Source organism: Paenibacillus sp. RU5M, from assembly GCF_900221055.1.
In the GTDB taxonomy this organism is placed as follows: domain Bacteria; phylum Bacillota; class Bacilli; order Paenibacillales; family Paenibacillaceae; genus Paenibacillus; species Paenibacillus marchantiae.
Genome location: NZ_OBQM01000025.1, coordinates 1 through 26,766, shown reverse-complemented (window position 1 = coordinate 26,766; position 26,766 = coordinate 1). Strand labels below are relative to the sequence as shown.

The following is a 26,766-nucleotide window of genomic DNA, read 5'->3' as shown; positions in this document are numbered from 1 at the left end:
TAATTATTCCTCCTTATTTCGTAAGGTCTTCCACGAATTTAGGAAGAACGAACGCCGCTTTGTGCAGACGTGGAGAGTAATATTTCGTATCCATCTCTGGAATCTGCGTCTCGTCCACCTCAAGCGGATTATGTTTTTTGCTACCCATTGTAAAAGTCCACAGACCACTTGGGTACGTAGGGATATTACAGCCGTACACATGTACGATCGGGAAGATTTCTTTAACGTCTTTGTTTACCTTTTGGATCAGATCCGCTTTGAACCACGGGTTGTCCGTTTGAGCAACGAAGATCCCGTCTTCTCTCAGCGCTTCATAGATACCTTGGTAGAAACCGCGCTCAAACAGCGGAGCAGCCGGACCTACAGGCTCTGTGGAGTCAACGATGATTACATCGTATTCATTTTTATGCTCTATAATATGCATGTAGCCGTCGTTCACCAGCACTTCAACGTTAGGCTCGTCCAATTTACCGGCGATTTCAGGCAAATACTTTTTGGAATATTCAATCACTTTCCCGTCGATTTCGACGAGAACTGCTTTTTCTACAGCAGCATGCTTAATGACTTCACGGATAACTCCGCCGTCACCGCCACCGACAACCAGCACCTTTTTCGGGTTCGGATGTGTATTCAGCGCAGGGTGAGCCGCCATTTCGTGATAAACGAACTCGTCTTTCACCGTTGTCATCACCATGCCGTCAAGCAACAACATATTGCCGAATTCTTCGGTCTCTACCATAGCCAGATCTTGAAAATCCGTCTTTTCGCTTACATAGGTCTGTTTAATCTTCGCGGTGATTCCGAATGCGGGGGTCTGTTTCTCCGTAAACCACAATTCCATAATCTCTACCTTCTTTCCGTAAAGTTTATATAGATTAAATTGACCAGAGCGTACATAGCGTCTGACTAATCAAAGAATCCAATCACTGACAACGGGTTCTGTTCGACCTTCCTTGCCTATTGTATGTTGTGCCGAACTGTACCTTTTCATTACCCTTTTGCATTATACGCGATTGACGTTTATACTGCAAAACGGTTTTTTTCTGCAAAAAAGCTATATTTTAAACCGTTAAACGGCCGGATTGAATATCCGTGTCATTGAATTCCCATACTGGAAAGAAAAGAAAGGAGCCCGTTCCATGACCCAATCAAGCCAAAAGACCCGCAAACGCGGGTTCCGAATATGGAAAGTCATCAAAAGCCTGACTCTGCTCGCTATTCTCGGCCTAATCTCCACAGCAGCAGCATTGGTCTATCTATACGCCACCAGCCTGCCACTAGCCGACTCCGATCGCAATTCCAGGCTGCTGGACAGTCAGGGCGCAGTCATTGCCACTTTCTCGGCAGGCGGCAAAGACTCGGTACCCGTGCAGTTGGGAGATATCTCACCTGATTTGGTTAGCGCTACACTTGCTGTAGAGGACCGCAAGTTCTATGATCATGTCGGCTTCGACATCCGGGGAATGGGACGGGCTGTACTCGTCAACCTGGAACATATGCAGATGTCTCAGGGCGCAAGTACACTGACGCAACAGCTCGCGCGCAACTTGTATTTGTCTCATGAAAAGACATGGACCCGCAAAGCCAAGGAAGCGATGTACACGGCACAATTGGAGATGAAATATAGCAAGGATGAAATCCTGCAGATGTACCTGAATGAAATTTATTACGGTCACGGCGCCTACGGGATCGAAGCAGCCTCACGGATGTATTTTGGCAAATCCGCCAAACAGTTGACGCTTGCCGAAAGTGCCATGCTTGCAGGGATTCCAAAGGGTCCGACCTACTATTCTCCATATAATCATATGAAGAACGCCAAGGACCGGCAGAAGGTTGTATTGAATGCCATGGCTGACATCGGCAAAATTACGCAAGCGGAAGCAGACAAGGCTTATGAAGAAATGCTCTCGTTCAAGCCGGAAAGTGAACGCAAAACCGTAGAAAGTGCACCCTATTTCCGCGATTATATCCGGAATCTAGCCATCAAGGAGCTGGGAATCAGCGAAGCGATGCTGGATCATGGGGGATTGAATATATACACCACGCTGGATCTGCGTGTACAAAAAGCGGCGGAAGATGCCGTAGCCAAGGGCATGGACGCCAAAAGTGAGCTCGAAACGGCTCTGGTATCGATCGATCCGCGTACCGGATATATCAAAGCGATGGTGGGCGGCAAAAATTACCGCACCAATCAGATTAACCATGTACTGGCGACTACACGCCAGCCGGGATCTGCTTTTAAACCGATTATGTATCTGGCTGCCCTGGAATCGAAACAGCTCACCAGTGCGTCCATGTTTAAAAGCGAGCCGACCCTGTTTCATTATGACAATGATCGCAAAACCTATAAACCCGGCAACTTCGGGGATAAGTATTTAGGTGAGATTGATCTGAGACAGGCGATCGCCGCTTCGGACAACATCTACGCGGTAAATACGATTATGCAGATTGGACCTGAACAAGTGGTGAAGATGGCCAAGAATCTAGGGATTACGAGCAACATGAGCCCGGTACCCTCCCTTGCACTCGGCACCTCGCCTGTTAGTCCACTGGAGATGGCTTCAGCATTTTCCGCTATTGCCGCAAGTGGACAGCGGACACCTCCTGTAGCCATTCTGCAAGTGACGGATGCCGCAGGACGAGTCATCTATGAAGCACCTCAGACCAAGGCCGAGAAGGTCGTTGAACCCGCTGCCGCTTATGTATTAACACGCTTGATGGAAAGTGTGTTCGAAAATGGAGGTACGGGTAATCGGGTATCTGCAACGATTAAACGGCCTGTCGCCGGCAAAACGGGGACGACCAATACGGATGCTTGGCTAGTCGGCTTCACTCCAGAGCTCTCAACGGCTGTCTGGGTCGGTTACGATCAAGGCAAAGCCATTTCCACATCCGACGGGCGTCGTGCGGCACCCATGTTCGCCCAGTTTACGGAACAGGCCCTCGCCAGTGTTCCACCGAAGATTTTTACTGTACCGGATAACGTCGTCAGTGTATATATCGATCCCGAATCCGGCAAACTGGCTGGCAATGGCTGCGCCGAGAAACGGCTGGAAGTTTTTATTGATGGCACGGAACCGACCGAGGTCTGCCGCAGCGCTTCAGACGATTCGGGTTCAGAGAAAGATAAAGACACTCGAGAAGTGCAAAGCCAGCAGGGAATACAGGAAGAGAAGCATTCATGGTGGAAGGATTTCAAACGCTGGTGGGTGGAATAACCAAAGTGACGTAAATACGTAATGACGTAATTGCGTCATCACCCGTAAAATTCAATTTAGCATAAAAGCAAAAGCCCCGAACCGATCATCTCGGTCACGGGGCTTTTGCTTCTTCTTTTTGAACAGCTTGAAACATTCATTAATTAGGCAAGCGCTTCTTTCAATTCATCCGGAGAAGCGTTCCACCATTCTTCGTTATGCGTAGTCAGCAACGTCTTGAGTGCCGCGCGATCCTCAGGTCCAAGATCATCCAGCATGAACCGGCGCTTCATGGCATAATCCATGCGATTCACATGATCGGCCAGCAGTTTCCATCCACGACGCGCTTCTGTATCAATCCACATCTCACACGCAGTTGCTCCACCATAGAACTGCCCCTGTTCGTTACGGTCCACAGCTACCCATACCAGCCATACTTGGCGTCCATTGGGCACATCCTCACGATTAGTCGAGAACTTGATATTGCGCTCCACTTTGCTCTTCGCATGCATCGCGCCCACATCAATCTTTGCTTCACCGTTATCAATAATAACGGGGGAAAGGTTATTCAGATCAATGGAGCCTGCACCGAAACCTTTGTGTTTGCTCTTTGCACTAACGATATTCAAGGCAATCTGTTTTTTGCCGTTCTGCTCGTTTTGGTCCATGTTTTATAGCCTCCAAGGGTTGATACAAATATTTTAACTAATAATCGCCCCAATGCAAACATATACATGCTGTAGATGCTTGTCAACGGGAGGTATTTAACGATGATTCCACGACGCGCCAAGAGCTGGCTCACCGCAATTATAGCCCTGTGTGTAGTTGCCGGGGGGATATGGCTTGGTCTGGGCTCCACACGCTCCATTCAATCTGACTTGCCTGCGCTCGCCCCGGAATCGGGCAAGCCTACGGCACCCGTCAAAACCCAAACATCTCCGGAAAGTATACAGACACCTACCGCTGAAGTGTTCAGCAACCGCGTAGTGGAATATCACATGGATGTGAAGCTGGTAGACGGGAATGTACTGCAAGGGACTCAGACGATCACCTGGACACATCCAGGTAAGAAAACCGTCAGCGAGCTTTATTTTCACATGTATCCCAATGCCTTCTCTTCTGCCGACACCACTTTTATGAAAGAATCCGGTGGGAAACTTCGAGGTGATGTCATGCCCACGAACGGTTACGGTTCCATGCATATTACAGAAATGAAAACAGAGGATGGGCTTTCTCTCTTACATCGGATGCAGTATGTGCAACCGGATGACGGAAACATGAAAGATACTAGCCTCATTAAGGTACGGCTGCCCAAACCCGTTAAAGGCGGTGAAAGCATCACGCTTCACACCCGATTTGAGGTCAAGCTACCGAAAATTTTTGCCCGCATGGGAACAGCAGATAATTTCGTTATGGCAGGTCAGTGGTTCCCTAAACTTAGCGTATATGAGCCAGTAGGCACACGAGGTCAAACGACCGAAGGCTGGAATCTGCATCAGTATCACGGTAATTCAGAGTTTTACGCCGATTTCGGTATCTATAGTGTGCGTATTCGGGTACCGGAAACATACAAAGTAGCTGCTACTGGATTCCCAACCCAGCAAGCGGTTGTGAAGAACGGCGAAAAAGTATATCAGTTCTATGCCGATGATGTGCATGATTTTGCCTGGTCAGCCTCTCCTGATTTTGTTTATGCAGAAGAACCCTTCTCTGCTCCCAATGTGCCAGGCGTACGAATCAAGCTGTATCTCGACCCTGCTCATGAGGATCTGAAGGATCGTTATTTCTACGCCGCCAAAGCAGCGCTATCCAATTATAGCAAGTGGTTTGGCCCTTATCCGTATTCCACACTGTCCATCGTTGTCCCGCCCAAATCAGGGAATGGCGCAGGGGGAATGGAATACCCTACCTTGGTCACCGCCTTCGGTGCAGATGATTCTGCTCCTGGATACGATCTGGAACGCACGGTTGTGCATGAGATTGGGCATCAGTATTTTTACGGCATGGTCGCGAGTAATGAATTTGAAGAGGCTTGGCTGGACGAAGGATTCACCTCCTATGCAGAAGACAAAGTAATGGAACAGGAATACGGACTTATCCCGAATCTACCCGTACAAGCTGGTCTCATTACTTCTCCAGCTTCACTGACACAGGACTCCTGGAAGTTTGATTCCCAGAATCAATATGCAGCAAACGTATACACACGAGGCAAGCTTGTATTACTTGGAATAGAACAACAGGTTGGTGCTAAAACGATGGAGCGTATTCTCTCGACCTATGTGAATAAATACCGCTTCAAACACCCTACTTCGTCTGATTTTCAAAAGGTCGTGGAACAAGTGACGCGTACATCCTGGACCGATTATTTTAATCAGTATGTATACGGGGATGGCATGGCTGACTTTGCAGTGGAAAAGATCGCAATCAATCCTATCCTGAAAGGCGGTCAAACGTTGTACGAGTCATCGGTTACATTGCAGAAAAAAGGGAGTGAATATAAGAAGGTTCCTGTTCGAATTATGTTCGAAGACGGGAAAACCATGACGAAAGAATGGGATGGCAGCGAGGAGCGCATTACCTACAAACTGACCTATACTTCCCCTGTTTCCTGGGCTATGACTGATCCGCTGTACACGATTGTGCTGGAGAACCATCATATGAACAATTTTCTGAAAGCCGGACTGGACGAGCCAACTAAATCCCGCTGGAGCATGAGCGCAACCAAAATTATAGAAGCCATATTCGGAAGTCTGTCATGGTGAGGTGGATACAGTGAAATCGAAAATACGTGAAGGCTGGTTTCTCGTCCGTCAGCATATGTTCATTGCGGCACTCTTATTTCTCTATCAATTAGTATGGGGATACTTTCTTTATCGGATGGTGCAGTCAGCTGTGGTTCCGCTGCTCCTGCGTTATCCTGACCCTGATACAGGGGAACTCAGTACGATTTTATTTAAAATGGAGAGCCAACTCGGTCTGACAACGAATCCGGAGGTTCACCGCTATTTATGGATTTTAGGGACTATGCTGCTGATACGGATTCTGATTAGCCCACTCATTCAGGCAGGGCTGCTCTACTCGCTCCAGCATTATAACCATTCGGAAGAGCGCATTCCATTCATTCGCGGTATCAAAAATTTATGGAAACCGATGCTGTTGCTCCACACCATTCGGACTATATTACTGCTGCTACCCGCTTATTGGCTCGCGCCAAAGCTCTATTCCATCTTTATGGAAGGTTTTCATTCCCTCCATCTGCTCTTGCCTGGTATTCCCTATGTTGCTGGTTGGATTGTATACGGGTGGGTTATCCATCATGTCCTACTGTACATGCAGTTTGGTATCTCAGCTCCCGATGGGGAAGGCGGAGCACGTGGTACGTTTCAAGCTATATGGATTGCACTACGCCAAGTCATCACTCTAATCGGCATTGCTGTCCTGCTGGGCGGCCTTCATCTGCTGGTCTTTGGTGCCTTTACTTCAGCTTCATGGTTACTAACCGGCTTAACTGGTCTTATACTACAACAAACGTATCCACTTGCCCGGTGCTTGCTGAGCCTGTGGAAAATATGTGCCCATTTCCGCCTATGGCAGTCCAACTCGGTCAAAGATTAAATTAAACGGTTACCATCTCTATGTAAAGTTGTATTCTTCAAATGCCGTTAAACAAGCAAACCTCGACCTTTCCCCGTCAAAGGTCGAGGTTTTTTTTGTTAATTTTGTTGTTAAACGTTGCCAAAGTGATATACCTCTGTTACAATAATCGCAGTGAGTTTTTAGTAACAACTTTGTAATCTTTACCTTCATATTTGTAACTACTTAAAATTTAATCGTCATTTCTTGATTTCGCAGGTGCATAACTAGCATAGCCAAATTCCTAGCACCTGGGAAGCGGGGGAACCAGTTATGGGTGAATTGATCTTGCAACAGAGGGATCATAGGGGACCTTCAACCGAATCCTTAAGCTAACCTCGCAGGCATTGGAAGGGGTATATCTCTTGTTTAAGAAGAAATTAACCGCAGCTGTACTCAGCCTCACATTCGCATTATCGCTTGGAGCAGGCAGCGCATTCGCAGATTCGAAAATGGACCAAGTTATTGATTCAGCAATGGGGACTACATACAAAAGCGGAGGAACAACGCTTAACGGCTTTGACTGCTCTGGATTCACAAGTTATGTATTCGACAAGCTGGGCATTGATCTGGCTCGCCAATCGAGTTCACAATTCGACATGGGTGATTCGGTATCCCGGATGGAAATGAGACCAGGTGATCTGGTATTCTTCAATACAACGGGCAAAGGTGTCTCGCACGTAGGGATCTTTGTAGGGAATGGGAAGTTTGCACACTCCTCTTCTTCCAAAGGAGTTACAATTAGCGAATTAAGCGAAAGCTATTGGGCCAACCGCTATGTTGGCGCTAAACGTATTATGAGCACGGACGCATATGAGACATTGGCCATTGAATAGGGACAAGCCGAGCAACGTCATGCTGTAACAATAACTTTACTGTAACGAAGCATAATAGAACCGTCTGGTACATTCTCCGCAGGAATGTTATCCGGCGGTTTTTTTGTGCTTCGTTTCCTTAACATATTCGGGATAGCTATCAAACCTAATTTTAACTTTTTTTAAAGCTATTTTTCATTGCTTCGCCCGTGCTCTTATAATGTTTTTACCCATCCCACTATAATATAAACGAAATTACCGGAACTTTTGTTTCACTTTTTTTCAAAAACGAGGACTTGCCAAATGAACGCCTCTTTTGTAGAGTGAAAACAAGCTTAGATATGGAATGACATATGTATATGTATATGGACAAATCAAAATCATTATAGCTTGTTCACAATGAGAGGAGCGTGCAGTTGTATGGATGAAGCCCCTGTGACGTTTCACGTTGTGCCCATGCAAGAAGAACACGCGGAACTAATCTGCGATTGGCAGTATGACCCGCCTTATAATATTTATAGCTGGCTGCCCTGGGAGCAGATGAAAGCACTTGAAGTGGAATTCGGCGATCCCAAGCTACGGAAAGAACAATATGCGGTGGTGCTGGGAGAGGATCAGCAGATTTGCGGTTTTGCTCAATACTTCCCGCTTGAAGGTGTCACCCGCATTGGGCTTGGCATGCACCCCGATCGATGTGGTCATGGACAAGGGACGGCTTTTGTCTCGGCCATTGTGCAGGAAGCCATTCGCCGGAACCCTACAAACGAAATTGATCTGGAAGTTCTGACCTGGAATGACCGGGCCATTCGCGTCTATCTAAAAGTCGGATTTGTTACGCAGGATACATACGAACGACAGACACCGAGCGGTTTGAAACCTTTTTACTGTATGGTCTATGAAGGTCCACGCGAATAAATAGGGCTTGAAATCACCCTAAAAAGTTCCCGGTTATGTGATTAGTTCAAAAAATTACCACAAAATGCTATGATGTCACTACAGGTTCCGTTATAATGGTATGGATAGTTTCAAGTTAGATGATCTTTCATTCTGGAGGGGACATAAGGGATGCACAAATGGATCATGAGCGGGGTATTTTTTGCAGCGTGCGCTTTAGCTATTGTACTAATGTTTACGCTTCCAGGGAAAGAGGAAGTTGCAGAAGAAGCGAAACCGACGATGCCGCAAGTTACAATGGATGCAGGACAGGCTGAGGCACTGGTCAAAGCAAACTGTATTACCTGCCACGGTGATCAGCTTCAAGGGGGCATGGGCCCTAGTCTGCAGAAGATTGGCAGCCAGGACGATGTGGAGAAGATTTATACGACCATCGTCAAAGGTAAAAGCGGCGGTATGCCTTCGTTCAAAGACAAGCTGAAGGATGAAGAAATCGCGAATATTGCGATGTGGCTGGCGGAGAAGAAGTAATCCAAGATGTTCAAGGCGATCAGTTTGTGGCAGGGGGCATGTATAGAGAGTGTGATGGCTTCAATCATCCTCTGCTCTTTACTCATGCTCTAAACCACGCTGGCGCTAGACGCGCAACGTAGTCAACCCTTATTGGTAATACAGGGTTACTCGTTTTATCAATGGTCATACAGACAAGAGGCTCTTACTCTCCCGTACTGGGAAGTAAGAGCCTCTTGGTCATTTCAGGGATGCTCCGATGAAAACATCCACCATGCTATGGCTAAATAGATGCATTAGCGTATCCTTCCAGCCTGCCTCTGATTCACCTAAAGTATGCATATATTACTGGGTCTTTGCCTTCTGCTCGGCAAGGAAAGCCTGCACTTCACGTGCGGACGGCATCCCGGACTGGGCGCCGAGCTTCGTCACCGACAACGCGGCTGCGCCCATGGCGAAGCTTACCGCCGCGTCCAGCGTCTCTCCGCGCGCGAGGGCTACTGCCAGCGCGCCGTTGAAGCAATCGCCAGCACCGGTCGTGTCGACGGCGCTTACGGCGTAGCCGGGCGCACGGCACGCGCCGGCACGCTCTGCCTGAACGCGGCCGCTAGGCGCTGCCGCGTACACAGCCCCCTCGGGGCCGAGCGTCGTGACGACAGCGGCCCCGAGGGATGCGGCGAGCTCTGCGACCGCCGCATCCACGTCTTCCGGCCGGAGATCATCCCGGCCGGTGAGCACGGCGAGCTCGCTGCGGTTCGGCGTGACGACGTCGACGCACCGCAGGAGCTCCTGGGGCAGACCCGGCACCGCAGGCGCCGGGTTGAGCACCACCAATGCGCTGCCTTCAGCCGCCAGTTGGGCGGCGCGGGTGACCGCAGGCAGCGGGATCTCCAGCTGCAGTAGCACCGCTGCGGCTGCAGTCAGGCTTTTTACCGTATCCGCCTCTTCCAGCATCGCAGGCACAACCTGCCCATTCGCTCCAGGAATAACAATAATCCGGTTATCTCCTTTGGAGAGCCAGATGGAGGCCGTACCTGTAACGGTATCATCCAGAATGCGAACTTGCGAGGCATCCGCCCCGCTTTCCGTTAGACTGTGCAGCAGGCGTTCACCAAAACCATCCGAACCTACGGCACCAATCATCGTAGTCTGTCCACCCAGTCGTGCAGCAGCAACCGCCTGATTGGCGCCTTTGCCCCCGGCCAAATAGTGCAGTTCCTCCCCGCTCACCGTCTCGCCTTCCTCAGGAATGATGTTCGTCTTCACCACCAGATCCATATTAAGGCTGCCTACGACAGCAATAAGAGGTTTGTTCTGATTATCGTCTGACATGTATGCTTCACTCATTTCCGGTAGTGCGATATAACCGATCCAGGTTATTCCGACCTCATTTTCTCAAAAGCCTCATTATATTGCTCTGCTTCTTTAATATCTACAGATGTGATGCCACCTTCATCCCATGATGTGAGACGCAGTGTGACTGTTGTATAGTCAATCGTAATGAAAGGGTGATGATTGAACGCTTCCGAAATCGCTGCGACCTCGTCCACAAATGCAATCCCTTTCATGTAGTTGGAAAATACGAACTTGCGGACAATCCATCGTCCCTCTTCCAGTTCCCAGCCTTCCAGCCTTCCCAGATGAGCTTCGACTTCCTCTTGCGAAAAAACCATACGTTATCTTCCTCCCCATATGATGGCTTATCACAGACAACTGTCCATGCTGCCACCGAAACCTTTGGTGCTACCCATAGCAACCCAAACGCTTAGGTCCACCGCCCTGCGGTTCGCCCGTTTCATGACTATCATCTTACCACGGACAAGCCTCAAATTCCAATAGTACAAATGGCGCTAGATCCACTAACCATAAGGCTTTAGGGAGATTCTCCAACTCGGTTTTCCATGCCAAATATCTTATGCGAGCATACTAAATGAGCGGTACAAAAGTCAGTTCTTCTTCCCCAATTAAGATATGAATTCGGTGCTGATCCTTGTCATGAATGACCACTCCACTTCCTACCGGAATGACCGACTCCTCACCCAGTGCATAGAACAGATCTTCCGCCAATGCCTCATCCACTTCGAGTTGCTCTGTTACACCAAGGCGTGACCATTCTTCCTCATCCATTTCAAAGAAAACATAGCGGTCCGGTATTCGGCCTATAGCCTCTGTCAAATCTGTCAATATTCCTTCATAATCTCGTCCATGCTTTACGCCCATTGGCTTTTCACTCCTATTTAGCCCCTAAGGAGCAGATTTGATCTTATTATACCTGAAAATAACCCTTAAAAAAAAAGGCCATCTGGTCGATAAATACTATACATGACCGTTTTAACTGTTTCTGCAACCCTAAAGGATGCCTAACATTAAACGGATTGCGGTGTAACGTTCGTCCGGAAGCCCGAATAAAGCCGCTTGAAAGGATTCAATTTTATCTCATGGATGAGGTGTATGATGGAAATTTCAACGATTATCGGACTAGTTTTAGGGCTGGTTTCACTTGTAGTGGGTATGTTCCTGAAGGGTGCGCCCCTTATTAACCTGGTTAACAACCCAGCAGCCTACGTTATTATTTTTGTTGGTACGGCAGCAACTATTTTCATGGCATTTCCCATGTCTGAAGTTAAAAAAATCCCCAAGCTATTCGGGGTACTGTTCAAAAAGCAACAACTGATTGACCGTGTTTCTCTAATCGGCACATTTATGGACTGGGCTTCCACCACCCGTCGTGAAGGTTTGCTTGCACTTGAATCGAAAGTCGAAGATATTGATGATCAGTTCCTGCGCGGCGGTATGCGTATGATTATTGACGGCAATGATCAGGAATTTGTAAGTGATGTACTCATGGAAGATATTCATGCTACAGAAGAGCGCCATCGTGGCGGTGCCTTGATCTTCGCCCAAGCGGGGATGTATGCACCAACACTCGGGGTACTCGGGGCCGTTGTAGGTCTCATCGCAGCGCTTGCCGATCTCAGTGATATGGAAAAGCTCTCACATGCGATTGCAGCTGCGTTTATCGCGACACTTCTCGGTATCTTTAGTGGTTACGTGTTGTGGCATCCGATGTCCAATAAACTGAAGCGGATGTCCAAAAAAGAGATGGAAATCAAGCTGATGATGGTTGAAGGCTTGTTATCCATACAATCTGGTGTATCCACCATTGCCATTAATCAAAAATTATCTGTATTCCTGACACCTTCCGAACGTAGACAGTTGGAAGAGAAGGAGGGTTCATCAGGTGAAAAAGGCTAAAAAACACGAACCGCATGAAGAACATATAGACGAGAGTTGGTTGCTTCCCTACTCCGACTTAATGACGTTGCTGCTCGCTCTGTTTATCACATTATTCTCTATGAGCTCTATAGATGCAACGAAGTTTGAACAGATGGCTTCCGCACTGAGCAGCGCATTGAATGGTGGTTCGGGTGTACTGGATCATACCTCCATGAACCCTACAGAATCTACTACAGATTTGGGCAAGAACAAACAGCAGCCTGAAGAAATCACCAAGAAGACAGCGGCTCAGATTACGGATGCGCAGATGGCCCAGAAAGAACAGGAAGATCTGGAGAAACTCAAGAAACAGCTTGATCAATATATTCAGAAAAATGGGCTTTCCGATCAGCTGAATACGAAGCTGAATCAATCTGAGCTCAAAATCACGATCAGTGATAACGCCCTGTTCTCCTCAGGCCGCGCTGACGTTAAACCCGAGTCACGCTCGCTGGCCAAAGCCATCTCGAGCATGCTGCAGGAGTTCCCGGAATATGAAGTCGTTGTGTCTGGCCATACTGATAATGTTCCCATTTCGAACAGCCAATATAAGGATAACTGGGATTTGAGTGCCGATCGAGCACTGAATTTCCTCAAAATTCTGTTATTGAATGAGGCGCTGGACCCTTCGAAGTTCACACCTAGCGGTTATGGAGAGTATCACCCAGTCGCTAGCAACCAAACGGATGCTGGACGAGCTCAAAACCGCCGGGTAGAAGTTTCCATTATAAGGAAATATCAGAGTAACAACACGGCCGTGAAAGCAGTCGGACAAGGTAACTAAAGAATCGTTCGTTATAGCAAACTAATGCTTAAGCTTATGTCACTCTCCTTTATACCAGGGGAGTGACTTTTTCTATCCACTGATATGAAAAAGCGCCGCTTCCCTTGAAGGGAAGCAGCGCCTTGGACAATCATCATTTATTCCATATTATAATCTAGCAGAGTACTTAATTCTGATTTTTCTGCGGCTGTCAGTTCTCTCCAGGTTCCTGTGGCCTGTTCCCCGAGATGAATATTCATAATACGAATCCGCTTCAACTTCCGAACCTCATAGCCAAATGCACTGCACATCCGGCGAATTTGACGGTTTTTTCCCTCTGTCAGAATAATGCGGAACACCCGCTCTGATATACGAGTCACCGTACAAGGCAGCGTCATTTCGCCAAGGATCTTGACTCCTGTGCTCATGCCTCTCAAGAAACTCGGCGTTACCGCACGATCGACGGTGACAATATATTCTTTCTCATGGCGTCCTTCTGCCCTTAGAATTCGATTGACGATATCACCGTCATTGGTCATCAGAATCAAACCTTCCGAATCCTTATCCAGGCGACCAATGGGGAAGATGCGCTCTTTGTGTCCTACAAAATCAACGATATTCCCTTGAATGTGCTGTTCGGTTGTACTCGTTATTCCGATAGGTTTATTAAGCGCAATATATACGTGTTTCCGTTTTTCCTTAATAGGTTGACCATTAATTCGTACATCATCGCCATCTTCTGCTTGACTGCCCAGCTCTGCCGTCACTCCATTAATCGTTACTTTCCCGCTTTCAACCAATCTGTCGGCTTCCCGACGGGAACAAAAACCTGTTTCACTGATAAATTTATTAATACGCAAAAGGTAATCTCACCTCATCTAGTTCTCTTCGTCTGTAGGTTCATTGTCCGTCTTATGCTCTTCCTCTATACTCTCCGTTTGCTGTTGGGAGGCAGGCAGATCGATAATGACGGTCGTTCCCTTGTTCATGATGCTTTTGATATCCATCATGCCCTTATGTGATTGAATAATGCGCTGGCTGACCATCAGGCCAAGCCCTGTTCCCGATTCCTTGCTTGTGAAGAATGGTTCCCCCAGCTTAGGCATCAGTTCTTCTGGAATTCCAGTGCCTTCATCCTTAATTTCAATCCGAACCCGACTATTCTCTTCGTCATGATTGAGTTTAATTCGAATATTACCTCCGTCTGGCATGGCCTCCATGCCGTTCTTCAGCAAGTTAATGAAGACCTGCTTCAACTGGTTCTCTTCACAGTGTACCATAGCTGAATCCGATGAAGCATTCAATACAAATTCCACACCATGCAGATGCGCCTGACTATCCAGCAATGATATAACATCTCCCAGAATGAAGCGAATATCCCGTTCTTGAAAATGAACCGCTTGTGGTTTGGCCAGTATCAGAAACTCACCCACAATGAGATTAATTCGATCCAACTCTGACAGCATCAAATCCAGGTGACGATGATTGAGCTTGTTCGTCTCTTGTTGGAGCTGAAGAAACCCACGCAAGGTCGTAAGCGGATTACGAATCTCATGCGCAACCCCGGCTGCCAGCTGACCAACCGTCGTCAGTTTCTCGGAACGTCTGAGCAGTTCCTCCATACGATTACGGCTGGTAATATCTCTTGATACGCTGATCAGTGCTGTAATCTCTCCTGCTTCATCCCGGACTGGTGCTGTACTCACGCTGACTTCAACACGGCTACCATCCTTCTTCATCCATGTCGTTTCATTGGACGTAATTGACATGCCCTCAATCAACTGGGCATGCTGCTCTTCCATCTCCTCTTCAGTACCAGGAGGGATAATTTTCAATTTGCGTCCTTCAACTTCACGACTGCGCCAGCCATACAACTGCTCAAAGGCACGGTTTACCCGCAGTACATTTCCATCCAGATCCGTAATATGAATGGCATCTGCCGTTTGGTTAATGATCGATTCCAAATGCTCTTTTACCGCACGATTTTCTTCATACATCTGTTTCAGACGATTCGTATAATGGCCCAAATTACGAATCATCGCATTAATGCGATTCGCTAATTGGCCCAGTTCGTCTTTCCTTCTCACTTTTAGACGGAAATCAAAATGGCCATCAGCCACATCATTCACTTTGCCCAGAATAGATTGAATTGGACGCGTAATGTATCCCGCAAGCAAATAGCTTCCAAAGATCACAATCTCCAGTAACACAAGCGAAATCGAGGCATGGCTAACCAGTTGTTCCGATACCATGGAGGATATTTGCTTATAGTCCATGACAATACTAATCACATAAGATGATTCATTGGGGGTGAATATCGGAATGAAACTTTTGAGCACCTTCTGTTCATGAGTTTCACTCACAAAAGATACATTCTGCCCAGTACGAATTGCCCGTACAACCGCCTTGTGATCCTCTTCTGCGGCACCATATTGATATGTACCGAAACGAATAGGCCTGTTATTCAACTTGTTGTGGTTCGTATCCCTTCCGTCATTGCTCATGCTTGAGTTACCGAAGGTCAATGGATTGATACCTGTAATCTCCAGAATCGATGAATTCACTTCACGAATCTTATTCAAAATCTCGTCTGGACCAGAGATCTTCACATAGTCGTCAACAGCGGCATTATTATAGAAGGGATTGATTATGTAATTCCTCTTCCCATCATGATAGTAACCCCAGATATCAACATCTGACGGATTGGATGTAGAGTATTCGAATCCATCCGACCAAAAATGGTCCAATTTTTGTCCCTGTGAAATCGTAACCTGATGGTTTTCGAACAGCTGTTTAAATGCCTGATACCAGTACGTCATGGATTTGGTAGACAATCCAATCTCCTTTGGATCGGAAGACCGGGTAACCACAATATCATCAGCCGTTTGCTCCATCAATGAAATGTGGGAGACACCGACTTTTTCGCTCATGCGAACCAGGTCTTCATTTGTGATATTATTAATATTCGGGTCCAGTTCTTCCGCTGCCATTACTGAGGCCAGCCATAGATTGTTCCCAATTTGTCGTTTTACATATTCTGAACTGGACTGACTCTGTTCGACAGCGATTGCAATCTGTTTGGCCGTAAGCACCATCTTGGTTTCGCTGTCCTGCCTTAAATTCTCTTCTGTAGTATAATAACTCAGTGCTATATTTAAAACTAAAATGACGAGCACTGAGCACGACATAATCATGGATAATTTCGTTTTAATAGACAACTTTTTCGTTCACCTCTCGGCTTGTACCCTCTGGCGATATATGGCAAAACCTATATCCATCATAACTGTTGTATGTCTATTTGAAAAGGATAATTGACCCTTGTCCAAAAGTTACCGCTTGGCTGAAAAACGCGAAATCAATTGTATTTTGTCTTTTTCATGCCTACAATGGGAATAACCACTAAAACTTATACACAAATCCACAGGCATGTGGATAGTATGTTAATAACTATGTGAGCAACTCGTTGGTTATCCACAGACTTATACACAACATGTTAACAAACGAATGTTTGTTCGCCGCACAAAATGCTCTTTGGAAGGAGTTTTACATTTTAATGAAGGATGACGTTCTCCAACCTGATCTTACGCATCTCTCCGAGGAGGCTCAGCACGAGCACTGGATGCGTGAAGCCATTGCTGAAGCGTACAAAGCTGAAGCACTCGGGGAAGTGCCGATCGGGGCTGTAATTGTTCAACATAACCGTATTATTGGTCGTGGATATAACCTGCGTGAGACGACACTTGATTCCACAGCACATGCGGAGATGGTAGCCATCCGGCAGGCCAGTGAAGCCATCGGTGCATGGCGACTGCTGGATTGCAGTCTGTACGTCACACTGGAACCATGTCCCATGTGTGCAGGTGCCATTGTGCAATCCAGAGTGCCTCGAGTCATATATGGTACCGCTGACCCCAAGGCCGGATGTGCAGGAACGCTGATGAATCTGCTGCAGGAACCTCGTTTTAATCATCGAACCGAATTGGTTGCTGACATTCTGCAACCAGAGTGCTCCACCATGCTTACTCAATTTTTCCGGCGTTTACGCAAAAAATAGAATCTTACACCCATCTGGAAAGGAAGTGCATTCCATGCCGCTTACACTATACGACACACCAAAAGGAATAAGTCTCCGTTTACTTACTCCACAAGATACAGAGGCGTATCTTGCTCTTATTCAAATTACACGTCATCCCTACCAAGCTGTAGAGCCGATCCGGGATGATGAATTCTATACGCTGCAGGCGCAAACCAGACGCATTCAGGATAGAATACAGGCGGCCGAAGAAGGAACAGGTTATCAATTCGGAATTTTTACAATCGACGATGGTATTCTGATCGGTCAGGTTAGCTTGAACAATGTCGTTCAGGGCGTTGCCAATTATGCAGACATGGGATACTTCATCCATCCAGATTACCAAGGCGGCGGACGAATGACCGCAGCAGTGAAACTCGCTGTATCCTACGCCTTCCGTGCCCTGAAGTTAAATCGTGTTCAGGCAGCCATTCTGTTGTCCAATACGGGTTCCAAACGTGTTCTCGAGAAGAACGGCTTTCAGGCTGAGGGCATTGCTCGTAAATATCTCAAGATTAACGGAGAGTATCAGGATCATCAGATCTACGCTGTGCTGGCCGAGGACTTGGGTGAATCTTTACAGTAATTGAATATACCATGTAACAACATACAAAGAGCCGCTCAACCCTAAGGTCGAGCGGCTCTTTGCTTTAACATGAAACTGAGAACTTAGTATCCGTAAGATGCGTTCATTAATTCTTCAAACTGATCCATTGTAATGACGTCTTCGCCAGTAGGAATATTGATTTTGAATGCTGGCTTCTCGTTAATTTTGGTGTACGTGTTCGAACCAGTGAAAGCAAGTTTAACTTCATCCTTGGTATCAGGTTGTTTAATCAACAGATCAGCAACCAACTTTTGATATACCGGGAAATCTTTTTTGTCCAAAGCAAAATCAATGTGGAACTGGTTAATGGTCAGTGTATCTTTCAACTGGTCCAGATCTTTAGCCATTTCAGCTTGATCTGCTTCAGTAATTTTCAGATCCTCTTTAGCTTTGTCGATATCTTCCTGACTCATTTGCAACATGTCACGATACTCTTCTTTAGAGATGATATCCAGTACTTTTGGCAATGCTTTGGTTACCAGGACAGTAACAGCTTCTTTCACATTGTCATTGTTGACCGAAAATTGAACAACTTGCTTGGCATCCAAACCTTCAGGAAGCTGCGCATCCTTCACGTCCAGGTTTTTAAAGAATTTATCCTGATCGTACTCGCTCAGGACCGCATCCATAACTTCATTGCTCAGCTTTTGTGTTTTCGCTGCATCCATAGCATCCGGATTCCATTCCGTTCCTTCTTGCTCAGCCAGTTCTTTCAAATCCAGCTCCAGGAATTTACCAACAACCGTTTCCGGAATCGGGAAGAACGGAATACTTGGTACCTTAACATATAACTTCTCAGCGGTCATAACCATCGGAATCGTAAATGTCATACCCATATCGCCTTTAAGCTCAATACCTACCGTCATTTCGGTCTGCATTGGCTCGCTTTGGTATACGCCAGTTACATTCAACTGAGCATCCTTCAGCATGCTCATAAACTGAGACATCGTTGGATCCTGTTGTGACTCGTCTGCAGCTTTATAGCTCAATTCATTAATAGTGAAGTTAGAACTCATCTCATACGAAGTCAGTTTGGAAGCATTGGCTGCCGCCGTCTTCAATGCCTCTTTTGGTTCTTGCTTGCTGCTACATGCTGTCAGTGCCATGGATACGGTTAACAGCAACGTAAGAAGAAGCGCCCCAATACGTTTAGTCATTTGTTTCTCTCCTCTCGTGATAACCCCAAAAAAAATAATTCAATATCAATGATATACCATTTATTCTGAAACGGAAACACGATTTGGGAAATTTGTGAGCTTTACTCTCTAAATTGGCTACAAAGACCTATGTAAGCTTTAGATATCAATGGTGTGCTCCTCTAAATCATGTATGAACACGCAAAAACCCCGGTTTGTTAACCGGAGTTATAGGTTATAGTTATGCATTAATATGTGCTAAAGAAAGGAATGCATCTTCCTTTAACTTAGCCTTGAGGATTGTGATGATCTACATGATTCTGGTTTTTCACTTTTTTGGAGCCGGACAACGGTTCCTGCATGGAAGAATGCTTTTCAGGTTTTCGGTGCTGCACATTAGCCTGAGCTTCAGGCACAGGTGTTGTTTTGGGTTTACTCATGTTGTTCCCCCCTCTTCATTGGATTAGGAATGGGATGGGTCCATATCTTCCGTTTTATCATGATTTATGGAATCCTGATGCCGACGGTCATTCGAGTCCTGTTGAATTTGCTGGGCATGGTGACTATTCACAGGTGTCTGATCCAGATCTGCGACTACATTTTGCAGGTTTTTATCTGTTCCAGCTTTGGCTTTGCTCACGTATTACCACTCCTTTGACGTCTACCTAATGTCTGGTTTTGGTTTGCAACGACTGGGCACATTCATGAATATGACGCGTGTAATCCTGAGCCAATTCCTGAATGGGCTCTGTACGCTCATCCGTCGTCCTTCCATCACGCTCCACATCAATCAGCTGCACACTGACTTCACGAGAATCCACATAGGCACACTTGAAATCAAATGAGTACATCTGGTGTCCCGCTGTTGCGATGTGAATTCGAATAGCCTGTTGATCAGCCTCGTCAGCCATAACCTGAGCCCGATCTCCGACATTAAGAACTTCAGGCAATCTTTCCTGCCAAGCACCAACAAGCTCTGTCTGATCTATGTTTAATTCGCGGTTCATCTTACCACCTCCACTCTTATATAAAGTGCGGCGATTCGGATGTTTTTATGCATCTCACAGATATTGAAACCAACTGATTTTCTGGCGTAAACATGCTCTGTAAGTACAACGTGTATGCCGCTGCGCCAAATGGATAAATAAATGCAAAAAAGGACCCGAGCTTATCGCTCGAATCCTTATCATTATTGTAGTATGGCGGAGAGGGTGGGATTCGAACCCACGTGGAGTTGCCCCCTAACGGTTTTCAAGACCGCCCCGTTATGACCGCTTCGGTACCTCTCCAGGACATTAACTTTTATAAACTTGCCACGAAATAGATCATACCATAATTGCATGACAGAAAGCAACCTTTTTATATTATTTATATTCAATACATCAAAATAGGGAGTTAACACCTGTTAAGTAACGGTAACCAGCACTACCTGACGATTGAAATGGTTGTTGTTCAGAATCTTTTCAGCCTTTTCTGTATACTAAAAAAACCGTCTCCCTGTGTAAATGGATCGTTCTAAACTTCCATTTGTCAGGAGACGGTTTTTTATTTCATTCATTTAGTTGAACATCCTAAGAACGACGGGTAATCACGCTGACTCCGCCCATGTAAGGACGCAGTGCTTCAGGAATAACCACTGTTCCATCTTCTTGTTGGTAGTTCTCCAGAATAGCAGCTACAGTACGCCCCACTGCCAGTCCTGATCCATTTAACGTATGAACAAATTCCGGTTTCGCTTTTGGCTCTCTACGGAAACGGATATTAGCTCGACGTGCTTGGAAGTCTTCACAGTTGGAGCAAGACGAGATTTCACGATACGTATTGCCTTCCGGCAACCAAACCTCAATGTCATATGTTTTGGCAGACGTGAAGCCCATATCTGCTGTACACAACGTCAGAACACGGTAAGGCAGCCCCAATAATTGAAGCACACGTTCCGCATTTTGAGTCATGTTCTCCAATTCCTCATAAGAGGTCTCAGGAGAAGACAGTTTCAACAACTCAACTTTATTAAACTGATGCTGACGAATCAAGCCACGTGTATCCCGTCCAGCAGAACCTGCTTCGGATCGGAAACATGAGCTGTATGCCACAAAGTGTTTAGGCAGTTGGTCTGCATTCAAAATCTCTTCGCGATGATAGTTCGTTACCGGAACTTCAGCGGTAGGGATCAAATAATACTCGGTATCTTTCAGCTTGAACAAATCTTCCTCGAATTTTGGCAGTTGACCTGTCCCAAACAAGCTGTCACGGTTAACGATGTATGGAGGCAGAATCTCTTCATACCCATGCTGATCGCTGTGCAGATCCATCATAAAGTTGATCAAAGCGCGTTCCAAACGTGCACCCAGCCCTTTATAAAAGGTAAAACGGGAGCCTGTTACTTTGGCAGCTGCTTCAAAATCAAGGATGTCAAGGTCCTGTGCGATTTCCCAGTGTGCTTTTGGTGTAAATGAAAATGACTTCGGCTCTTCCCAACGACGAATTTCCACATTATCATCTTCGGACGCACCAACAGGCACACTCTCGTTAGGGATGTTCGGAATCGCCATAGTCAGATCGTTGATCTTCACTTCCAACTCACGCACTTCTTCATCCATTGCTTTGATTCGATCGGAGACTTCGCGCATCTCAAGGATCAACTCATCCGCATTTTCACCACTCTTTTTAAGCTTGGCAACTTCTCCGGATACTGTATTCCGGCGACTTTTCAGGTTTTCACTCTCTTGCAGCAACTCGCGACGCTTAGCATCCATGTCCGTGAACCCAGCGATTAGATCCAGCGATTTGCCACGTTTCGTCAATGCTTCTTCAACACGTGCGTACTCATTCCGCAATATTTTCACATCAAGCACTATATACCCCTCCTAAATAACACAACAAAGTAGAAACCTTACTTATTAACTCCTGTTAAAACTTTGCAGCCTTATAACTTCATCATTCCTCAATGGTAAAACAACCTATGACATCCGGTACTACCCTACGCTGCGATTCCCGCTTTGGAAGCAGATACAGGCAACATCAGGTATCTGACCAGACAGCACCAAGCCAGCAAGCTTTGGGAGCCTCTGGAGGGCTGATCCGGTTCACCGGCAGATCATAGGTTGTATATCAATCACTATTGGTTCTGTAAAGGCTGTTTATACGACCTAGCCATGTCCACAAAGTAAGCATGCAGTCGATAATCATCTGTCAGTTCAGGGTGATAGGAACAAGCCAGCAGATGCCCCTGGCGAGCAGTGACAATCTCATCCTTGTAAGTGGAAAGAACCTCTACCTCTTCTCCTACACTCTCAATCAGGGGTGCCCGTATAAACACTGCCCTTACCGTCTCCTCAATGCCTTTTACTGAAAGATCCGTTTCGAAGCTTTCCCTCTGCCGTCCAAATGCATTTCTGGAGACGGTCATATCCATTAGCTCCAGATGAGCTTCCTCTTGTCCTTCAATATGTTTGGCCATAACAATCAAACCAGCACAGGTGCCGAATACCGGTTTACCCTCAGCAGCGAATGCCCGGATGGCCTCCATGAAACCATATTTGCGCATCAGTTTGCCAATCGTGGTACTCTCACCGCCAGGAAGAATCAACCCATCCAGCTCATCGAGTTGCTGAACCTGTTTGATAGCCAATCCTTCTGCTCCGGCCCGTTCAATACTACGAATATGCTCGGTGACTGCCCCTTGAAGTGCTAAAACGCCGATCTTCATTTAAAATCCACCTTTCTCTTACCAGCCGCGATCCTGCATAGGCTCGGAAGGTGCAAGTTTGAAATTGGTACCGATCATGGAAGCACCTTCGCCAATCCGGCTTAACGCTTCACCCAAGTCCTTGGCGCCACATAATGTCCGATCCGCGATTTGGCCCCTCATTTAACGCGTGCTATTCCCGTTTCCATACCCCAATCTACCGTAATGGATGTGTCGTTCTTCACCATAAACAGGATGTGAAATATGCATTGTCAGTTAGAAGAACAATAGACTTTTAAACTGATTTATACGTAGAATTCTAACTTGATATTTTACCGGAAAAATTGTAAATATACAATCCATCCGGTCGGAATTACTTGTATTTTGTCAATGGTCTAACGACACTATATTGAAAATGTCATATTATCCCGTCTTCTTTCACCTTATCTATTAGAACAGGTTTTTGATGCCATCAAACAGATCAACGAAGAAATCTTTCACTGCACGGAAGAAGAGACGGAACCAACCGCCTTTTTCGGCTTCTTCTGCGGTGATGAGGTTCACTGTCTTCTCTTGTGGCTCAATTCCTTCAGCTTTGTACGTATAAGTAACCGTCCCAACCTTGGTTCCGGCCTTAATTGGAGCAACCAGCTTATCAGCTTCAGTTACATTCGCTTTAAATGTCACGTCCAGGTTTTGAGTACCTTTAGGTACAACGAAACTTACTGCATTATCCGTCACAACAGGTACTGTTGTTTCCTTCCCTTTTTTCAAAGGTACAGCTTCCCAGCCTGTGACTTTAGTTTTGGCAGCAACCGCCTGTTTCACTTCAAAATTGTTAAATCCGAAGTCCAATACTTTCTTTGTTTCTCTGAAACGCGCTGGCTCCGAATCGGTACCCATAACCACACTGATCAGACGCATGCCATTACGCTCAGCCGTACCCGTAAAGTTATTCCCGGCGTTCGTGGTATGGCCCGTTTTCATCCCGTCCAGACCCTCATAGGCATAGCTTTTGAAGTTGGTTATATTTTTATTCGCTTCCAGCATCCAGTTATAGTTAACAATTGGATCTTTGTCATTAGGACGGAATTTATAAGATTGAATGGTTGTAAAATCTTTGTAGTCCGGGTGATCCATGATGATGTATCTGCACAGAATTGCCGCATCCCGTGCCGACATGACGATTTCTTTATCCTCAGTCGGGCGGAAGTCCGCAGGCATATCTGCACGATCCAGTCCTGTGGAGTTGATGAAATAGCTATCTTTCATTCCCATACGCTTCGCTTCATCATTCATCATTTTCACAAAAGCTTGCTCGGAACCAGCGATGTGTTCAGCCAAAGCCACTGTAGCATCGTTGGCTGATCCCACAGCCATGGCAATATATAGTTCCTTAATAGTATGCTGATCACCTTCTGCGAGGAAAATGCGTGAGCCAGTACTTTCTGCAGCGTTCTTTTTGATTGTAACAACATCATCCCAACTAAACTTTCCCTGTTTAACCTGTTCAGCCACAATGTACTCGGTCATCATTTTGGTCATGCTGGCTGGCGGCATAGCTTTATCAGCATTCACATTGAGCAGAATTTGGCCCGTTGAAGCCTCCATCAGTATGGCTGATTTAACATCGAGTCCCAGTGAGTCTGCCGAAGGAATGTCCACAGCTTTTTCAGTCTTCGTTGTTGTAGCTGCCGCGGTCAATACCTGCCCTGAATCGTTTGCAGCAGCCATAACAGGCATTACCGCAGACATGCAGAGCATATTAATCAGCATAACCGAGGCTACGCTTTTTTTGAGCATTTGACGTTTTTTCTTATTCATTTGTTTGGTTTTCAATGATGAATACTCCCTTCGGTCCGAAGCTTTTTATTGTGTGCTTCAGTACAGCTTGAGCTGCAATATTTTCTTATTCCCTAACAAGTGGAGATGATGTGTGAGGTGTGTCGTATATGCGCTGTATCGAAAGAGCATTGTCATTGCTCCTAAAGTTCGAATCGATTGTCACTTAGTTAGCATTAAATGAAATGCTTATGTAAAAGGACGTCCGCGCTTCTTTTTTCGCTGGGCTACCTTCAACCTTTTTCAATCACTCAAAATTCATTGTCAGAAGCAGTTTCATAGACTCACGTCAAAAAACCGCCGCAATGCCCTAATCCATTAAAGAATCATTACCGCTTGTTCTATTCTATCACAGGGGTATCCGCAAAAAAAGACAGGCCCGGCGAAAATCGCCAAGCCTGTCCTGGAAATGATTAACACAATTCAGATTACAACGAGTAGTTAGGGGCTTCTTTCGTAATCTGTACATCATGCGGATGGCTTTCACGAAGCCCCGCACCTGTAATACGAATAAACTGAGTGTTGTTACGAAGCTGTTCCAAACTGCTTGTACCACAGTATCCCATACCTGAGCGTAGACCACCAATCAACTGATGAATCGTATCAGATAATGGACCTTTGTAAGCAACACGTCCCTCAATTCCTTCCGGAACCAGTTTCTTGTCATCATCTTGGAAGTAACGATCTTTACTTCCTTGTTTCATCGCAGCCATTGAACCCATACCGCGGTAAACTTTGTAGCTACGTCCTTGGAAGATTTCTGTTTCTCCCGGGCTTTCTGCCGTACCTGCAAACAAGCTTCCCAGCATAACTGCATGAGCACCTGCAGCAAGAGCCTTAGTAATTTCACCAGAGTACTTGATACCACCGTCAGCAATGATTGGTACGCCATATTCACGTGCTACATTTGCACAATCGTATACTGCTGTAACTTGAGGAACACCAATACCAGCAATTACACGAGTTGTACAGATGGAACCTGGACCAATTCCCACTTTGACAACCGACGCCCCAGCTTCGATCAATTCACGAGTTGCATCGCCTGTAGCAACGTTACCTGCAACAATGGTCAGGTTCGGGAAACGTTCGCGCAGCTGACGAACCGCATCAATGATGTTAATGTGATGTCCATGTGCCGAGTCTACCGTAATCAGGTCCACACCGGCTTGAACCAATGCATCAGCACGTTCAAAGGTATCTTTGGAAATCCCAATCGCTGCTCCAACCAGCAAACGTCCTTGTGCATCTTTAGCTGCGTTAGGGAATTGAATTGCTTTTTCAATATCTTTAATAGTAATGAGACCTTTCAGTGTGTTGGACTCATCTACTAATGGAAGTTTCTCGATTTTATGCTTCTGGAGAATGCCTTCTGCTTCTTGCAGTGTAGTACCTACAGGCGCAGTAACCAAATTCTCACGAGTCATGACTTCGCTGATTTTAATGGAGAAGTCGTGGATGAAACGCAAGTCACGGTTTGTCAGGATACCAACAAGCTTTTGATCTCCTTCAACAATCGGTACACCGGAAATGCGATATTTTGCCATAACCGATTCTGCATCAGAAACCAGATGTTCCGCTGTCAATGAGAACGGGTTGGTAATAACACCACTCTCCGAGCGCTTAACCCGATCCACTTCCTCCGCTTGCTGCTCAACAGACATATTTTTATGGATGATACCAATACCGCCTTCACGGGCAATGGCAATAGCCAATGTCGCTTCCGTAACAGTATCCATACCAGCACTAATCAAAGGAATATTCAGTTTAACGCTGTCACTCAAACGAACAGATACGTCCACTTCTTTAGGCAGTGTCTCGGATTTCCGGGGCACCAGCAGTACATCGTCGAAGGTGAAACCTTCCTTACCAAATTTATCTTCCCACACGCGGGCGTTCCTCCTTATGTTTGCTCAGCTTTACGGTCCAAAACCCGAAGATCTCAGGCTGTATTTTATGCCGAAAATACGTTTTCTGAAAAATTTATTATTGCCATCTTAGCAAAGCGTTATTTAGACTGTCAAGGGAAACTCCCTGGTTATATTAGGTGTATTGCCTGATGCATACAACTGTATTTGTCATACGGACAGGTTAATTTTATATATATAAAATGCCACTCGTTATGAGTGGCGTTTATCTATGTTAAGTCATTTAGTGTACTATTTCTAAACTAATAGTTAATGCTAATTTTTGCTTATAAACAAATAAAAACCACCACCGAATAACATCGGCAGTGGTTCTTTGCTTGGCGGCGTCCTACTCTCCCAGGACCCTGCGGTCCAAGTACCATCGGCGCTAGAGGGCTTAACGGTCGTGTTCGGGATGGGTACGTGTGG

The 26,766-nt window shown here is 46.2% G+C and carries 25 protein-coding genes, 1 tRNA gene, 1 rRNA gene, 1 pseudogene and 1 riboswitch; of the genes and pseudogenes, 10 read left to right on the top strand and 18 right to left on the bottom strand.

Annotated features, from left to right (window positions below; all coding sequences use genetic code 11):
• Positions 1 to 13 precede the first annotated feature (13 nt).
• Complete coding sequence (speE, locus tag CRO25_RS32550; protein ID WP_064641349.1) at positions 14 to 841, bottom strand: polyamine aminopropyltransferase; 828 nt, start codon at positions 839 to 841, stop codon at positions 14 to 16.
• Positions 842 to 1,139: 298 nt separating this feature from the next.
• Between speE and CRO25_RS32545 the strand changes: the two genes are divergently transcribed.
• Positions 1,140 to 3,218, top strand: coding sequence for a transglycosylase domain-containing protein (locus tag CRO25_RS32545; protein WP_079697732.1), 2,079 nt, complete (start codon positions 1,140 to 1,142; stop codon positions 3,216 to 3,218).
• Positions 3,219 to 3,361: 143 nt separating this feature from the next.
• On the opposite strand, the gene CRO25_RS32540 is transcribed toward CRO25_RS32545, so the two are convergent.
• Positions 3,362 to 3,865, bottom strand: a complete 504-nt coding sequence (locus CRO25_RS32540) for a YwhD family protein (RefSeq protein WP_063567638.1) — start codon at positions 3,863 to 3,865, stop codon at positions 3,362 to 3,364.
• 102 nt (positions 3,866 to 3,967) lie between these two features.
• On the opposite strand from CRO25_RS32540, the gene CRO25_RS32535 reads away from it, so the two are divergent.
• From CRO25_RS32535 to CRO25_RS32515, 5 genes are all read left to right on the top strand, one after another.
• Positions 3,968 to 5,959: a M1 family metallopeptidase gene (locus tag CRO25_RS32535; RefSeq protein ID WP_079697731.1), complete on the top strand. Its 1,992-nt coding sequence runs from the start codon at positions 3,968 to 3,970 to the stop codon at positions 5,957 to 5,959.
• Between the two features lie 10 nt (positions 5,960 to 5,969).
• On the top strand, positions 5,970 to 6,812 hold the full coding sequence (locus CRO25_RS32530) for a hypothetical protein (protein WP_079697730.1): 843 nt from the start codon (positions 5,970 to 5,972) through the stop codon (positions 6,810 to 6,812).
• A 242-nt stretch (positions 6,813 to 7,054) separates the two neighbouring features.
• Positions 7,055 to 7,192: riboswitch (cyclic di-AMP (ydaO/yuaA leader) on the top strand.
• 3 nt (positions 7,193 to 7,195) lie between these two features.
• Entirely contained in the window at positions 7,196 to 7,666 is a 471-nt protein-coding gene (locus CRO25_RS32525) for a C40 family peptidase (protein WP_063567635.1), read from the top strand.
• A gap of 399 nt (positions 7,667 to 8,065) precedes the next feature.
• Positions 8,066 to 8,560 carry a GNAT family N-acetyltransferase gene (locus tag CRO25_RS32520; RefSeq protein WP_079697729.1) on the top strand — a complete coding sequence of 165 codons (495 nt, stop codon included), beginning with the start codon at positions 8,066 to 8,068 and terminating at the stop codon, positions 8,558 to 8,560.
• 150 nt (positions 8,561 to 8,710) lie between these two features.
• The gene (locus CRO25_RS32515; RefSeq protein ID WP_063567633.1) at positions 8,711 to 9,070 is read left to right on the top strand and encodes a cytochrome c; all 360 of its coding nucleotides are present in this window, start codon (positions 8,711 to 8,713) and stop codon (positions 9,068 to 9,070) included.
• A 324-nt stretch (positions 9,071 to 9,394) separates the two neighbouring features.
• Here the strand turns inward: CRO25_RS32515 and rbsK are convergent, their stop codons facing one another.
• The 3 genes from rbsK to CRO25_RS32500 all read right to left on the bottom strand — a co-directional run bounded on the left by rbsK (position 9,395) and on the right by CRO25_RS32500 (position 11,269).
• Positions 9,395 to 10,381, bottom strand: coding sequence for a ribokinase (gene rbsK, locus CRO25_RS32510; protein WP_079697728.1), 987 nt, complete (start codon positions 10,379 to 10,381; stop codon positions 9,395 to 9,397).
• A 44-nt stretch (positions 10,382 to 10,425) separates the two neighbouring features.
• On the bottom strand, positions 10,426 to 10,722 hold the full coding sequence (locus CRO25_RS32505) for a 4a-hydroxytetrahydrobiopterin dehydratase (protein WP_063567631.1): 297 nt from the start codon (positions 10,720 to 10,722) through the stop codon (positions 10,426 to 10,428).
• 253 nt (positions 10,723 to 10,975) lie between these two features.
• Positions 10,976 to 11,269: a hypothetical protein gene (locus CRO25_RS32500; RefSeq protein WP_063567630.1), complete on the bottom strand. Its 294-nt coding sequence runs from the start codon at positions 11,267 to 11,269 to the stop codon at positions 10,976 to 10,978.
• 234 nt (positions 11,270 to 11,503) lie between these two features.
• On the opposite strand from CRO25_RS32500, the gene motA reads away from it, so the two are divergent.
• Both motA and motB read left to right on the top strand, forming a co-directional pair.
• Positions 11,504 to 12,304: a flagellar motor stator protein MotA gene (motA, locus tag CRO25_RS32495; RefSeq protein ID WP_024628803.1), complete on the top strand. Its 801-nt coding sequence runs from the start codon at positions 11,504 to 11,506 to the stop codon at positions 12,302 to 12,304.
• Positions 12,291 to 13,109, top strand: coding sequence for a flagellar motor protein MotB (gene motB, locus CRO25_RS32490; protein ID WP_063567629.1), 819 nt, complete (start codon positions 12,291 to 12,293; stop codon positions 13,107 to 13,109). The genes motA and motB overlap by 14 nt, the downstream gene beginning before the upstream one ends.
• Positions 13,110 to 13,246: 137 nt before the next feature.
• On the opposite strand, the gene rluF is transcribed toward motB, so the two are convergent.
• Both rluF and CRO25_RS32480 read right to left on the bottom strand, forming a co-directional pair.
• Positions 13,247 to 13,948 (bottom strand): 23S rRNA pseudouridine(2604) synthase RluF, encoded by a 702-nt coding sequence (gene rluF / locus CRO25_RS32485; RefSeq protein WP_079697727.1) that lies wholly within the window; start codon positions 13,946 to 13,948, stop codon positions 13,247 to 13,249.
• An 18-nt stretch (positions 13,949 to 13,966) separates the two neighbouring features.
• The gene (locus CRO25_RS32480) at positions 13,967 to 16,306 is read right to left on the bottom strand and encodes a PAS domain S-box protein (protein WP_079697726.1); all 2,340 of its coding nucleotides are present in this window, start codon (positions 16,304 to 16,306) and stop codon (positions 13,967 to 13,969) included.
• Positions 16,307 to 16,641: 335 nt separating this feature from the next.
• On the opposite strand from CRO25_RS32480, the gene tadA reads away from it, so the two are divergent.
• Both tadA and CRO25_RS32470 read left to right on the top strand, forming a co-directional pair.
• Positions 16,642 to 17,142 (top strand): tRNA adenosine(34) deaminase TadA, encoded by a 501-nt coding sequence (tadA, locus tag CRO25_RS32475; protein ID WP_079697725.1) that lies wholly within the window; start codon positions 16,642 to 16,644, stop codon positions 17,140 to 17,142.
• Positions 17,143 to 17,176: 34 nt separating this feature from the next.
• Entirely contained in the window at positions 17,177 to 17,746 is a 570-nt protein-coding gene (locus CRO25_RS32470) for a GNAT family N-acetyltransferase (protein WP_063567625.1), read from the top strand.
• Positions 17,747 to 17,829: 83 nt separating this feature from the next.
• Here CRO25_RS32470 and CRO25_RS32465 read toward each other — a convergent pair whose 3' ends face one another.
• The 11 genes and pseudogenes from CRO25_RS32465 to rrf all read right to left on the bottom strand — a co-directional run.
• Positions 17,830 to 18,924 carry a hypothetical protein gene (locus CRO25_RS32465; RefSeq protein ID WP_079697724.1) on the bottom strand — a complete coding sequence of 365 codons (1,095 nt, stop codon included), beginning with the start codon at positions 18,922 to 18,924 and terminating at the stop codon, positions 17,830 to 17,832.
• Positions 18,925 to 19,190: 266 nt separating this feature from the next.
• Positions 19,191 to 19,343 carry a small acid-soluble spore protein P gene (locus CRO25_RS32460; RefSeq protein ID WP_063567623.1) on the bottom strand — a complete coding sequence of 51 codons (153 nt, stop codon included), beginning with the start codon at positions 19,341 to 19,343 and terminating at the stop codon, positions 19,191 to 19,193.
• Between the two features lie 23 nt (positions 19,344 to 19,366).
• Positions 19,367 to 19,543 (bottom strand): hypothetical protein, encoded by a 177-nt coding sequence (locus CRO25_RS33645; protein ID WP_162842467.1) that lies wholly within the window; start codon positions 19,541 to 19,543, stop codon positions 19,367 to 19,369.
• Positions 19,544 to 19,568: 25 nt separating this feature from the next.
• Positions 19,569 to 19,910 carry a hypothetical protein gene (locus CRO25_RS32455; protein ID WP_079697723.1) on the bottom strand — a complete coding sequence of 114 codons (342 nt, stop codon included), beginning with the start codon at positions 19,908 to 19,910 and terminating at the stop codon, positions 19,569 to 19,571.
• 193 nt (positions 19,911 to 20,103) lie between these two features.
• A tRNA-Ser gene (locus CRO25_RS32450) sits at positions 20,104 to 20,192 on the bottom strand.
• 282 nt (positions 20,193 to 20,474) lie between these two features.
• Positions 20,475 to 21,758 carry a serine--tRNA ligase gene (serS, locus tag CRO25_RS32445; protein ID WP_079697722.1) on the bottom strand — a complete coding sequence of 428 codons (1,284 nt, stop codon included), beginning with the start codon at positions 21,756 to 21,758 and terminating at the stop codon, positions 20,475 to 20,477.
• Between the two features lie 263 nt (positions 21,759 to 22,021).
• Positions 22,022 to 22,612 carry a pyridoxal 5'-phosphate synthase glutaminase subunit PdxT gene (pdxT, locus tag CRO25_RS32440; protein ID WP_079697721.1) on the bottom strand — a complete coding sequence of 197 codons (591 nt, stop codon included), beginning with the start codon at positions 22,610 to 22,612 and terminating at the stop codon, positions 22,022 to 22,024.
• A gap of 66 nt (positions 22,613 to 22,678) precedes the next feature.
• Positions 22,679 to 22,747: pseudogene (locus tag CRO25_RS32960) on the bottom strand (hypothetical protein); the annotation flags it as partial.
• Positions 22,748 to 23,041: 294 nt separating this feature from the next.
• Positions 23,042 to 24,415, bottom strand: coding sequence for a D-alanyl-D-alanine carboxypeptidase family protein (locus CRO25_RS32430; RefSeq protein ID WP_063567660.1), 1,374 nt, complete (start codon positions 24,413 to 24,415; stop codon positions 23,042 to 23,044).
• A 446-nt stretch (positions 24,416 to 24,861) separates the two neighbouring features.
• On the bottom strand, positions 24,862 to 26,319 hold the full coding sequence (guaB, locus tag CRO25_RS32425; RefSeq protein WP_024628817.1) for an IMP dehydrogenase: 1,458 nt from the start codon (positions 26,317 to 26,319) through the stop codon (positions 24,862 to 24,864).
• A 354-nt stretch (positions 26,320 to 26,673) separates the two neighbouring features.
• Positions 26,674 to 26,766, bottom strand: a 5S ribosomal RNA gene (gene rrf, locus CRO25_RS32420); the annotation flags it as partial.

Coding starts and splice junctions, on each gene's coding strand:
- CRO25_RS32505 (WP_063567631.1), bottom strand. CDS start 10,722: ATGGTTTTTTCGCAAGAGGAAGTCGAAGCTCATCTGGGAAGGCTGGAA.
- CRO25_RS32465 (WP_079697724.1), bottom strand. CDS start 18,924: ATGACTAAACGTATTGGGGCGCTTCTTCTTACGTTGCTGTTAACCGTA.
- CRO25_RS32515 (WP_063567633.1), top strand. CDS start 8,711: ATGCACAAATGGATCATGAGCGGGGTATTTTTTGCAGCGTGCGCTTTA.
- CRO25_RS32500 (WP_063567630.1), bottom strand. CDS start 11,269: ATGGGCGTAAAGCATGGACGAGATTATGAAGGAATATTGACAGATTTG.
- CRO25_RS32455 (WP_079697723.1), bottom strand. CDS start 19,910: ATGAACCGCGAATTAAACATAGATCAGACAGAGCTTGTTGGTGCTTGG.
- CRO25_RS32545 (WP_079697732.1), top strand. CDS start 1,140: ATGACCCAATCAAGCCAAAAGACCCGCAAACGCGGGTTCCGAATATGG.
- CRO25_RS32520 (WP_079697729.1), top strand. CDS start 8,066: ATGGATGAAGCCCCTGTGACGTTTCACGTTGTGCCCATGCAAGAAGAA.
- CRO25_RS32540 (WP_063567638.1), bottom strand. CDS start 3,865: ATGGACCAAAACGAGCAGAACGGCAAAAAACAGATTGCCTTGAATATC.
- pdxT (WP_079697721.1), bottom strand. CDS start 22,612: ATGAAGATCGGCGTTTTAGCACTTCAAGGGGCAGTCACCGAGCATATT.
- CRO25_RS32460 (WP_063567623.1), bottom strand. CDS start 19,343: ATGAGTAAACCCAAAACAACACCTGTGCCTGAAGCTCAGGCTAATGTG.
- CRO25_RS32470 (WP_063567625.1), top strand. CDS start 17,177: ATGCCGCTTACACTATACGACACACCAAAAGGAATAAGTCTCCGTTTA.
- rbsK (WP_079697728.1), bottom strand. CDS start 10,381: ATGTCAGACGATAATCAGAACAAACCTCTTATTGCTGTCGTAGGCAGC.
- CRO25_RS32535 (WP_079697731.1), top strand. CDS start 3,968: ATGATTCCACGACGCGCCAAGAGCTGGCTCACCGCAATTATAGCCCTG.
- motA (WP_024628803.1), top strand. CDS start 11,504: ATGGAAATTTCAACGATTATCGGACTAGTTTTAGGGCTGGTTTCACTT.
- CRO25_RS32430 (WP_063567660.1), bottom strand. CDS start 24,415: ATGAATAAGAAAAAACGTCAAATGCTCAAAAAAAGCGTAGCCTCGGTT.
- tadA (WP_079697725.1), top strand. CDS start 16,642: ATGAAGGATGACGTTCTCCAACCTGATCTTACGCATCTCTCCGAGGAG.
- speE (WP_064641349.1), bottom strand. CDS start 841: ATGGAATTGTGGTTTACGGAGAAACAGACCCCCGCATTCGGAATCACC.